Genomic DNA, 12,336 nt, shown 5'->3' with positions numbered 1-12,336 from the left:
CCTTTTTATTTCTTAGCCACATTACGCAATAAGCAATACTGGAAAATGGCATTAAACCATCGCGAGTCAAAATCTCTGACTTGTCTTAAGAAAAATACGGCACCAGGTTTATTTTCAAAAACACTGTCAAATGTTGTTTTGCCGCATGCAACAGCGGCAGCAAATATGGGGAGCAAAGTGACGGAATATCGATAACTGGTATCGGGCGAAACCTCAATAATGGGATCCTTTTGCGACGCATACCAACGAAAAAGTCCCGATCCACCAAACTCTGGCCAACGAGATTCACCATGTTCACGTAAGAGCTCCTGATGCCAGTCATGAATGATGCCTTTTATCATTTGTGCCGGAAAAGTCGGTGGTAATTTTCCCTGGTCTAACCATAATTGCACTTCGCTGGCATAGGTTGGAAATACAGTCCCTAATTGCTGGAACATTCGACCCAGTAACTTTATCTGCATTTCCTCCGGAGCACCTTTATGAGTCAGAAACGCTCGAAAACGCATCGAGGCATGTTTAACCTCAGTAATAGGTAAAAACTCCCAGAAAACAGGAAACTCGCTTTCGATACGGCTGAGATAATCAATGGACATCTCAAATTTAAACAGTGACATTGCTAATGCCCGTGGATGCTGAACCAAGGCACGCCATACCTCAAAGGTAGCCAGTGGTAAATATCCAAACTGATTGTATAAATTACGTAAGAACTGCCAGCCCGAGTGTGCAGGGTCGCTCGCCATTTGTTCCAGAACTAACGTGATGGTATTTACATCTGACCGCGGATTAAATAGCTGCGTTGCTTTTTGCAGGGATTGTATTGCCGTGGTATCGCTTTGGATTACCGGTTCACCTGCAATGTAGCATGGCCGGAATGAGGCTTCTTCACCTTGTTTCGGCAACACCAGCCATGGGCCATTATTTTGTATCGTCGAACTTAATTCGAATTCACCAACCGGTACGCCTTCGCTTGTTCTCGATACGAGCGATACTGCTTTTCTTTCAGGCTCACTGAGTAACATAATAACGGGTGAAGGGATCTGCCCCGTACGATTGCTCACTGAATTAGCAAGAAGAAGCTGCATTTCCCGATCATATTCAAGACTATATTTATAGCGCCTGATTTGCCAGGTAAAGGAGCTACCTCCGCCCTCAATACGCATATCCACTGTTTGATCAATCCCTTCCTCCAGGGAAAGTAAATTGTCAATATGCTCCCTTAAGCTGTATAAAGTAAGCTCTACCGGGTTTTCTCCCGCACTATAGCGCCACTCATACCATGCCTGCATTCCGCTACGGGATCGTAAACGCAGTTCAAGTTGGTATCGCGTAGGCTCACCATTCTTACCGAAAAGGTATGCTCTGGCTCCCAGAAGGTCGTTAATCGTTAAATTTTTTGGCAGTGGCTTCTCGTCTTTATCGAAAGCAAGACAGCCTCGTGCTGGAAATGGTAACAAAATAACAATCGGGTTCGCAGTGAGGTTTGGCATTATTTGTAATGAAATCGATGCTGGAGGAATCCCCTCCGCCTTCATCAATATTTCTGTACTGCCGGACAAACGCTCCCGTCCAACTTCCAGTATTTTTTCTTTCAAACTATACAAACAAGGATACTTAGTAGTAATAATGACAGAACCTTCGTTTGCTTGTTGTCCGTTTTTTATTTCCAGACAAAAATCATTGGGAAGAACACCTATTTTCTTACGCAGTAAAGTTTCATTATTTTCGTTACGTACTGAAATAAACTGAGCTCCCATTTTCTCTTGCACATCACAATTATCTATAAATGTGCCGTTGAAAAAAAGTCTATAATGATGCGTTAATAGATTCTCAGAATTATGAGTAATTCCAGGAACACCAAGGAAGAGCTCATCCGGGTAGCTTGTCCAGTTTAACCGCTTCCCCTGGAAAGAGAACCCTGTCTGGATAATCTGCTCTCTTCCTGTCTTTATCCGATACGTTTCACCGCCTTCAATCAGGATATCCAGGCGCCCTTTGACAATCAGAGCGCGGCATCCCAAAGCCGAAAAATCGGTTTCACAATCCTCGAGCTCTGAGACCAGACAACCATCCTTTGGCAATACAATGAGCACATGGCTGCCACGTACACTGCAAGATGCTTGCCCTTGTAGCAACCATTCACTTTTATCAAAAACAAAAACTAATGGCACGTCGCCAACGGCAACCTCACTTCCTTCCAACAACCTGGTTCCGACAAGCATCCCTCCGGCTCTCGCCACAATAAACAAGCTGGCAGCGGGATTTTTTCGAAAAAACTTAATTTCACGCTTACGAACTCTCATTTTCGCCTGTGAATTACTCAGCGTTGCATAGGCAGGCCCCAGGCTCGCAATTTCGTTACCATCTTCATAGATGGCAAGCTCGAAACGTGTTGTAGAAGGTTCGCTGTCAATCGAAAAACTCAGCTCTTCCGGAAGAGAAATGAGCGACTGTAAAGCCTCAGGATGATTTTCTGACCATAAGAACTGGCATAGGGTTGTTCTATTTTTTTGAAGGCGAGGTTTGGATTCAGTAGAAGCTGTTCGTAAAAGTCCATTAAGGAAACTGGTCCCTGTATCGTCATCGAGAGGAACAGGGAAACTGTCCCGCCACTTCGGATGAACACGGTCAAGTTCTTTTACGGGTTCTGTATGGTTACTCAGATCATATATTTGAACAAGCGAAACTAACTGTTCAGCCATACGACTAATAAGCTCGACTGAAGTATCCTCTTTAAAAACGACTGGCAGAAATGATTTTTCTACCGCTGCATGAACTAACGCAAACGTGGAAATGTTAGCAGATTGGGCCTGAGCGTATTGATTGAGAATGAGAGAGAACATCGACTGAAAACGGCTATTAGACTCCTTCAACAATCTGAAAGGTAGACCGCCTTCACTGAATAAGGACCCTAAAAAATTCCGCCTTTCTGTATCATAGAATCGCACGGGGCGCCCCCAGTACCCATCCAGGCCTTTAGGAATTATTTTCCCCATTTCCGAGGAAGATGCTGATACGCCTATCGTTTTATAAATTGGCTCCCATGCCCATCCACATTCCCTTTCATAATCTCTTCGATACCACTCTGAGCAGAACAATGTGAAGCAGGCTGCGTACCCTTTATCACTTTTGTAACCATCGGGTAATCCTATCGCCCTCAACAACCGCTTCAACTCGCCATATTCATCACTCGTTGCATGGTACTCATAAAGAGGGCGATTATCAGGCCTTCTTAAACTTCTACGATTTAGAAATTTGACTAACCACGGAGTACACTTAAGTATTGATATATGTTCTGTATGACTCAAAGTATGCTCCTTTTATTTTCATAGTGAATGAATATGACAGGAAGATTTTTTATATAGTGAAATAAAAATCAAAACGGATCAGCATACATCTTTTCTGCATGGGCACCACCTCCAAATTTAAGTAGGTGCCTTAATAAAAGAGAGATAGTGTTGACCTGAAAAATTATTCCAATCATTTGATTTAATAGAAAAATATACTAATAAGATGTTAAGCTTTATCTATAATTGAAAATGTAAATATCACATACAACTATAGCAATGAATAGACCCAGAGAGTGCAGAAAATCGATAAACAGGGAACTAGTAAGTCGTTTTAATGGAAAACACACAAAAGATTCACTCTTGAGCGACATGATTGTATCTTTTGGTGCGAAGATCAACTCTCAATTCCCATTCATACCTTTGATCTTTTCCAAAATACCTAGAGCCTGCCACGACAAAGGAACAAGATGAGGAGTCCGCATCTTCGAACTACGTTGAGAATGCTTAACACCTTCCAACAGTTCACGCTCACCAGGAATCGTCCACATGGCCGTTTCAAAATCAACTTCTGATCAGCGGGCAAAACGCAGCTCGCTTGAACGGATGAAAATCAATAAAGTGAGTTCAACCGCCAGTCGAGTTAACGGTCTGCCAGAATAGTGATCGATGCGGTGAAGTAATTCAGGAATGCGGTTAAGTTCTAGCGCAGTACGATGCTGTCTTTTCGCCGTAGCAACCTCACCAGCGATCTCTTGAGCAGGGTTATAGTCGATTAACCCATTCTGAACGGCAAAGCGCATAACCGCAGTGGTACGCTGCTGTAAACGGGCGGCGACTTCAAGATGCCCGGATTACTCCACCGCTCTGATGGGGACAAGCAGATCCCGCGTCTTCAGTTCTGCAATGTTCCGCTTTCCTCTCTTAGTGTGAGATTGGTCTGTGTGCCCTGATTTTTTTCGGCGCTTCTCATAACTTAGCCCGTACTCTTTTAGCATAGCGGCAACCCCTTACCGAATATGCTGAGACTCAGGGTATTTTTGTAGCCGTGGGCTTCCATATATGCCAGATAGGAATGATACAGATACAGGCGCGGCTGACGCGGTATGATGTTGGCATTACCTATATACATACCTTCAGGCTCCGGCAGTGCCTCCAGATAGCCACCAAAATCAAGCGTCGGGTCAGCATCGCGCTTGATGCTCAGAACCTCATCGGAGTTCTACTGCGACTGGAGCAGGGCGCGGGCGCTCATCGGGTCGCTGAACTGCTGCATTAACTGGCGCACAATGACAGCCAGCTCACGGGCGATTTTATCCCTCAACTGCGGGTCGCGCTCCTCCGGGGCTATCTGCTCCGGGAAGTGGATAATCACCCGGCGACGTGACACACCGCCGCTGCGGTCGGTGAAGCACATCGGGTTATTGTTCACGGCCAGAATCACCGCCGGAATATGCGTCGAGTACGGGTTCTGGTATTTCGGGTACACGGAGACTGCGTCGCCGCCGGTGATGGCCTTGAGTCCGGCACCGTCACCGCTCCATTTCTCCTGGTAAGGCAGACGTATCAGCGAGAAGCCAATCAGGGAGGAGGGAGGCACGTTTACGGGGGTCTTCCAGCGTGTTGATGTCCGCCGACGTGGCGTTATCCTCTCCGGCCAGCATCGTGGCGATTTCAGACAGAATACTTTTCCCGCTGCCGCCGGGGCCGGTGACTTCGAGAAAGAGCGGCCAGTCATAGCGGTTCGCCAGCACCATAAACAGCGCGGCCAGAATCACGTCGCGTTTTGTCGGGTTGCCACTGGCCGCCCGGTCGAGCCAGCACCAGAAGTTCGGCACACGGGTCTCCAGCGTTTCACCCTCCACCGGCGGGGTGAAATCCACGTCATACAGGGTGCGCAGCCAAGACGATTTGCTGTGCGGGCTGAATATCCCGCTTTGGGTGTGTCGAGTACCCCGTTGCGAAAACCAATCAGACGGCGTGCCGGACTATCCTGCCGCGGAATTATCAGTTTCAGGGTCTCCACCACCAAAGCAATTCTCCCCGATGAGCACGGGGCGCGAAGACGCTGAAACAGCCCGGCTACGTCGCGGGCAAAATCGGAGGGCGGTATCACCTTCCAGATGCCGTTTTCATAGCGGGACAGAAACTGGCCGTTGGCGTCCACGGCCATCCGGCCCCCGGCGGAGAAAACTCCGCCTGTCGCGGAGCCGGTCACCCCCCCGGCACCCCGTAAAGTACAGGGCTGCTACAGCTCGCCATACCGTCATTAATCAGGGGAGAACTGACCATGACCACCCTCACGCTACAGCAGGCCTTTGAGGCCTGTCAGAATAACAAAACCGCCTGGCTGAACTGCAAAGCCGAACTCGCGGCCGCAGAGCAGGAATACCGGGAACAGGTGCTGGCCGGGGATGAGCGTATACCGGGCAGAATGCAGACACTGCGCGACATTATCGATGTCAAAAAATGGGAGATAAATCAGGCCGCCGGGCGCTATATCCGCGCCCATGAAGCGGTACAGCGCATCAGTATCCGCAACCGGCTGAATGACTTTATGCAGGCACACGGGACAGAGCTGGCCGCCACGCTTGCCCCGGAGCTGATGGGACTCAGCCAGCAGCCCGCACTCCTGACCGGCCATGCGCTCGACCGTTCGGCGCATTACCTGCGCGAAGCGCTGTCCGTGTGGATGAGTACCGGTGAAGAAATTAATTATTCGGCAGAAGACAGCGATATTTTAACGGCCATCGGATTCAGGCCTGACGCGGCTTCGCGGGTGGATAATCAGGAAAAATACACGCCCGCACAGAGCCTGATTTATGCCCGCCGGCGCACGGAGCTGGCCAGTAAATAGCCCCCGCAAAAAATCCCCGAAAATACCGCTATTTTTCCCGAATTAAGCCATGCATCCACAGGGTGCATGGTTTTGCATGCGCTTTCCCGTCCCGTCACTCCCTTCGCAGCCCTGTCCCGGCGCGGCCTGAGCCTGTCCATGCATCTGCGTGAAAACCGACCCACGAAGCGGGCAGGCGAGGCGGGGAAAGCACTGCGCGCCAGCGGTAAAGTATTTATTTAATGATATTTAATTTGGCGGCCTGAGCGCGTCGCTGCGCTGTGCGGATTCGCGGGAGTGTCGGTGGGTGGCGCGTTGCTGTTCAGGGGCGTGCTGAGTTTCTGAGGCGGTCACGCGTGGAGACAGGAAAAGCCCCCCTGAGCATAATTGAAAACTGCCATTTCGGCGTCCATTGTATCACTTCTAAAGCTGCTATTTCCCTGACATATTTGGGTATGCGGCAGCCTGAGCATCGCATTGCTCCTGCACGAAGCGTGCAGGCGAGGCGGGGAAAGCACTGCGCGCCTAAAGCCGTTTAAATTAATCTATTCAAGAATGTCGTCAAGACTCGCGCTTCCATTTGAATCATCTCTATGTGAAGGGCATCGAATACTTGGTTTGCATATGTTCGCTATGTTTAGAATCGCGCTGCCAAGCATAGTCATCAAGCTAACTTGATTTGGATATATTCATAAATCAGCATATCGCGCTACTTTTGTAGTAGTTACAGCGTGAAAATAGCGCCCAAACAAATAGAAATAGTGATCATAATTACAAATTGAAATAATACAAAACGCATTTAAATTATTGCTATTGTAAATCTCAATGTTTGATCATATCTTCAATATGACATTTATAATAGTTTATTTATTTCGATTTATCATTCATCAAACAAATTAAAACTCGAGAAATAAAATGGAAATACTAAACGTCAACTCTCAAGAATTTAAAAATATTTTGACCGCTTGTTTTTCTGGTGGCGGAATAATTCCTGTCATAGGTGCCGGATTTTCAAAAGGCAGCGAAGCTTTTAATGGGAAGGTCCCTGATGGCAATGCCTTAATACAAATGATGTTATACACATTAAAAAAAGCGGGGGTACTAGAACCGGAGAAGATAGAAAAAATAAAAAGCATGGGCTTTAAAGCCATATCAAGATATTACCTTAATGAAAAGTATGTACCCAGAAGTTACTTTGTTGAAGATATAAGAAATAATTTCACACAAGTGAATATATCTGGCGTCAGAAGAACATTTCTTAAACAAAACTGGAAATACATCTACACTTTAAATATTGACGATGGTATCGAGCGGGCTAATAGAAACATAACCAAGGTACTACCATACAAAGAGCTTGATAAAAAGGCTCAAGATATTAACTTGCTATATAAAATACATGGATGTGCCAACGAAGAAACTTTATACAAAGAGGAAAGCAGTTTAATTTTTTCGGAAAAGCAATACATTAGGAGCCTAACAAAGAATGATCATATTTTAACCGCTCTTAAAAATGACATTCTTGAGAGTAATCTCTTATACCTTGGATGCAGTTTGGATAGAGAACTGGATATCATGTATGCGGTATCAGGGGTAACGGAAGATAATTTAATAAACTCTAAACGAATCTATGTTACTAAAGACGATATCGACGAAGTTGAAATAGATACACTGGCAGAATATGGGATTAATGTCATTTGTAGACTTAATGACTATGATGATATTTATCATTTAGTAAATGAGTGTCTTGCACTAGCTGATAATAACAGCGGTGCTTCTCTCCAAAAATATCAGTCTGAAAGCATGCAGCTCATCCCCTCAGATAAAAACATGAATATTAAATTCATGTTACAAGGAGAAGGAGATGAGAATGGTAGCCAAAAATATTTTTCAATCCCTTCATATATAATAGAGCGTTCTCGGGAAAAAGATATTTCAAAAGGGATAGCTGAGAACACAGTTATTGTTATCAAGGGACGAAGATTTTCCGGTAAAACGCTACTATTAAAAAACCTATCTATAAAAATAAAAAACAAAAAAAGCTACTATTTCCCTTCCGTAACATCTTTAAATATAGATGATATAAAAAGGATGTGCTCATTAAAGAATTCAATTTACTTTATTGATAGTAATGTAATTACGTATCAAGAAGCCGCTGTGATTAGAACAGCTATCCCAGATTTGTTAAAAAACAACACCTCTTTTGTAATTGCATGTAATTCCACAGAAGTTGACATAGCTAATACATTTTCAACTTTTGATATCGAAAATAATTTCTTCGAACTACCTAATTTTCTCAATAACGTAGAGATGATCGCATTAAATCGCAATCTATCTTCATTAGGTATCGTTGAGTGGAGAGAAAAAACAAACATACTTGAAAGCACATTCAAAACAGCAAATATCTACCCACAGATCAAACAAAAAATTTATTTAAAAAAAGAATGCACACCAACTGATTTCAAGTGCTTAGTTTTACTAGCCATACTTGATAAAGTATATATCTCTTTGAGTAGACTTATAAATATCGGCAACAAAGAAGCACAGGACTTTGCTATTAAATACACACCAATCATTGAGTTAATGCCAACAAACGAATTAGAGGTGAATCATAAATCTCGATTTAAAATAGTTTCAAACTCAAGATCATGGTTGTTGGAAGAAATAAATCAGCAATTTATTACCTTAGGGTATGATTCTACAAAAGAGATTTTACTTGAAGTTATCAAAACATTATTAAATAACAAACAGCATGAAGACACAGGAAAAAAAATGATAATGTTTGACACTATAAATTTATTATTCTCACGAAAAAAAGGTGCCGGCAGATTAATAATAAAATTATATGAGGATTTACAACCTATCCTTAGCCATGAGCCAGACTATTGGTTACAAAGAGCAAAGGCCATGGGCAAAGTATTGAAAGGTGAACGTAATCTTCGAGAAGCAATTGATTTTGCGAAAAAAGCATATGAAGATGGTAAAAGGGATAAAACTATATTAAATGCGGAATTTACCTTAGCGAACCTACATGGCAAAATCTGTGAAAATACAAATTTCACAGATAAGGGCCTGATAAGTGATGCATTGTACTGGTATAATTCTGCAATCAGAAATAATGATTATAATCCCAAATATATCAATTCTATGCTTGAGAATACCCATGGAAAAAGAGGATATTTATATACCTTATGCAGAAATATAATAAGGTTAAATTTAAAGTTATCTAGTGAAGAAAAAATGATGTTTAACAGAATCATGCAATTCATAGCGGTTAGATAATATTTGCGAGGCCCTTAGGCCTCGCACTTTATCAACTATGTATATTTTTCTTTTGCAAATTCAAACGGTGTAATATAGCTGTTAGAGTTAGAACTTAAGTAGTCAGCCCACCACTGCACCATTAACCGTCGTTCTTCTAAATGCTGGGACGTATGAATATAAGCCGCACGCACATTATTACGCTCTGAATGGCTCAACTGCCGTTCTATCGCATCATCGCTCCATAAGCCTGATTCACCAAGCGCGCCGCGCGCCATAGTCCTAAATCCATGCCCACAAACTTCGGCTTTCGTGTCATAACCCATCGCGCGCAAGGCACTGTTAACCGTGTTCTCACTCATAACTTTCGCAGCATTGTGATCACCGGGGAAAAGCAGCGCTTTATCACCACTAATTTGCTTAAGCTGTTCCAATAACACCATAGCTTGTCGGCTAAGCGGAACAATGTGTTCCTCTTTCATCTTCATGCCACGATGAGAGTAACGCACGCCTTTAATTTCTTCCCGCTTTGCTGGTATGCGCCATATTGCTTTTTCAAAGTCGAACTCTTCCCACCGCGCAAAGCGTAACTCACTGGAACGAACAAAAGTGAGTAAAGAAAGTTCTACAGCAATCCGAGTCATCATTCGGCCACGGTATGCAGCAAGACGAGCAAGAAATTCAGGGAAGCGGCTGGAAGGTAACGCCGGATAGTGTCGTGCTTTGGTTGTCGATAGCGCACCGGCCATATCACTAGCAGGGTTTGAGTCGATGTAATCGTTCTGTACGGCATAGCGCATAATGGCCGTGACACGTTGTTTCAGGCGCTGGGCGACATCATGCTTGCCGCTGGCATCAACTTTCTTGATCGGAGCCAAGAGATGACTGGTTTTGAGCTGCCGAATGTCGGACGAGCCGATATGGGGGAAAATATAAAGCTCAAGATAACGGAGAACGCGCGATCGATGGTCTTCACTCCATCTCTTGTTACTGACATGCCATTCGCGGGCGATAGTTTCAAAAGTATATGCCCCAGCGTTTTCAGCCTGAGCTTCCTTCTGTTCAGCTTTTGGGTCAACCCCCTGCCCTAACAGCTTTTTAGCTTCATCACGTTTTGCTCTTGCCTGAGCAAGCGTTACAGTAGGCCACACACCAAATGCCAGGCGATCCTCTTTTTTGTCTGGGGGGCGTCTGTATTTCATGCGCCAGTATTTAGAACCCGTGGCTGAAACCTCAAGATACAACCCACCACCATCGGCCATTTTGTAGGTTTTGTCTTTGGGCTTTGCGGTCTCTACCTGCCTGGCGTTGAGCTTCATTTGGGGGCACATTTCTAATCGAAGTTAAGATGCCCCCAATTATGCCCCCAATGACATCCGGATTTCAACGGACAACTCAGGACGTAAAAATCGCTGATAGCATTGATTTTTAAGGGATAATTGGACTTTCTCGGATGGTCTTGGAAGTACTAATGGTGCCGAAGGCCGGACTCGAACCGGCACGTATTTCTACGGTTGATTTTGAATCAACTGCGTCTACCGATTTCGCCACTTCGGCACTGAAGGGATACGGAAACGTTGTGGATTATACCTGTCGATGGCCGCCATGCAAGCAGCAGCGTGTCTCCGCCACGCTAAGTGTCGAAAAAAACAGCGCCCGGCCTGCTCAGGGGCATCTCACGTCACATTTTCCTTCTCTCCTGCCCGACAAGTTTCCCCCGCTCGACCGTCCCTTCCCCTTCCCTCTTCGATTACCCCGTCTGCCTGCCTCCTTCTGCCAAGCGTCGCTCCGCCCCATGCTCTACACTTTCTGTTTATCTACGCCAAACCAAGGAAATCGTGATGAGCACAATTAAAAGCTACGCCGCCAAAGAAGCGGGCGCCGATCTGTCGCTGTGGGAGTACGACGCAGGCGAACTCCTGCCGCAGGATGTCGAAGTGCAGGTTGAATACTGCGGCATCTGCCACTCCGACCTGTCGATGATCGACAACGAATGGGGCATGTCGAGCTATCCGCTGGTTGCCGGCCATGAGGTGATTGGCCGCGTGGCGGCGCTGGGCAGCGCGGCGCAGGATAAAGGGCTGAAGGTCGGCCAGAAGGTCGGCATCGGCTGGACGGCGCGCAGCTGCGGGCACTGCGATGCCTGCATCAGCGGCAACCAAATCAACTGCCTCGAAGGCTCGGTGCCAACCATCATCAACCGCGGCGGCTTCGCCGACAAGCTGCGCGCCGACTGGCAATGGGTGATCCCGCTGCCGGAGAGTATCGATATCGAATCCGCCGGCCCGATGCTGTGCGGCGGGATCACCGTCTTTAAACCGCTGCTGATGCACCACGTCACTGCCACCAGCCGCGTGGGCGTCATCGGGATCGGCGGCCTCGGCCATATCGCCATTAAACTGCTGCGGGCGATGGGCGCCGAAGTCACCGCCTTCAGCTCCAACCCGGCGAAAGAGCAGGAAGTGCTGGCGATGGGCGCCGATCGGGTGGTCAACAGCCGCGATCCTGAAGCTTTAAAAGCGCTGGCCGGTCAGTTTGACCTGATCATTAACACCGTGGCGGTAGATCTCGAATGGCAGCCGTACTTCGAAGCGTTGGCCTACGGCGGCAACTTCCATACCGTCGGTGCGGTGATGAAGCCGCTGCAGGTCCCCGCCTTTACCCTGATTGGCGGCGACCGCAGCATCTCCGGTTCAGCCACCGGCAACCCGTCCGAGCTGCGCAAGCTGATGAAGTTTGCCGGGCGCAGCAAAGTGGCCCCCACCACCGAGCTGTTCCCGATGTCGCAGATCAACGAAGCGCTGAAACACGTGCGCGAGGGTAAAGCCCGCTATCGCGTGGTGCTGAAAGCCGACTTCTAACCCCCCTCTTCGCCGGGCGGCGCGTCTGCCCGGCCTGTTCCCTCGGTCGACGTCCGCTGAAGGTTCATTAAACGGTCATCTCCCCGCCATCCCCTTG

General features: G+C 46.6%; 5 protein-coding genes, 1 tRNA gene and 3 pseudogenes. 4 read left to right on the top strand and 5 right to left on the bottom strand.

Features of this window, described 5'->3' with window-relative positions:
• Positions 1-5: 5 nt before the first annotated feature.
• The 3 genes and pseudogenes from AC007G_RS18755 to AC007G_RS18745 all read right to left on the bottom strand — a co-directional run.
• A complete protein-coding gene (locus AC007G_RS18755) occupies positions 6-3,305 on the bottom strand; it encodes an STY4851/ECs_5259 family protein (protein ID WP_142631146.1) in 3,300 nt (1,099 codons plus the stop codon).
• Positions 3,306-3,691: 386 nt separating this feature from the next.
• Positions 3,692-4,204: pseudogene (locus tag AC007G_RS18750) on the bottom strand (tyrosine-type recombinase/integrase); the annotation flags it as partial.
• Positions 4,180-5,466: pseudogene (locus tag AC007G_RS18745) on the bottom strand (DNA primase family protein); the annotation flags it as partial. The pseudogenes AC007G_RS18745 and AC007G_RS18750, both read right to left, overlap by 25 nt.
• On the opposite strand from AC007G_RS18745, the pseudogene AC007G_RS18740 reads away from it, so the two are divergent.
• The 3 genes and pseudogenes from AC007G_RS18740 to AC007G_RS18730 form a co-directional block, all read left to right on the top strand.
• Positions 5,456-5,557, top strand: a pseudogene (locus tag AC007G_RS18740) (hypothetical protein); the annotation flags it as partial. The pseudogenes AC007G_RS18745 and AC007G_RS18740 overlap by 11 nt on opposite strands.
• 17 nt (positions 5,558-5,574) lie before the next feature.
• Positions 5,575-6,141, top strand: coding sequence for a phage polarity suppression protein (locus AC007G_RS18735; protein WP_142631145.1), 567 nt, complete (start codon positions 5,575-5,577; stop codon positions 6,139-6,141).
• 894 nt (positions 6,142-7,035) lie between these two features.
• Positions 7,036-9,399: an SIR2 family protein gene (locus AC007G_RS18730; protein WP_142631144.1), complete on the top strand. Its 2,364-nt coding sequence runs from the start codon at positions 7,036-7,038 to the stop codon at positions 9,397-9,399.
• A gap of 35 nt (positions 9,400-9,434) precedes the next feature.
• Here the strand turns inward: AC007G_RS18730 and AC007G_RS18725 are convergent, their stop codons facing one another.
• Positions 9,435-10,697 carry a tyrosine-type recombinase/integrase gene (locus tag AC007G_RS18725; RefSeq protein WP_142631143.1) on the bottom strand — a complete coding sequence of 421 codons (1,263 nt, stop codon included), beginning with the start codon at positions 10,695-10,697 and terminating at the stop codon, positions 9,435-9,437.
• 153 nt (positions 10,698-10,850) lie between these two features.
• Positions 10,851-10,935, bottom strand: a tRNA-Leu gene (locus AC007G_RS18720).
• 284 nt (positions 10,936-11,219) lie between these two features.
• On the opposite strand from AC007G_RS18720, the gene ahr reads away from it, so the two are divergent.
• Positions 11,220-12,239, top strand: a complete 1,020-nt coding sequence (gene ahr, locus AC007G_RS18715; RefSeq protein WP_032689737.1) for an NADPH-dependent aldehyde reductase Ahr — start codon at positions 11,220-11,222, stop codon at positions 12,237-12,239.
• The last annotated feature ends 97 nt before the right edge of the window (positions 12,240-12,336 follow it).

The sequence above is a fragment of the Klebsiella sp. CSG-1 genome, assembly GCF_056521145.1.
The sequence above is the reverse complement of the archived record's forward strand: the minus strand, read 5'-3'. Positions and strand labels throughout refer to the sequence as shown.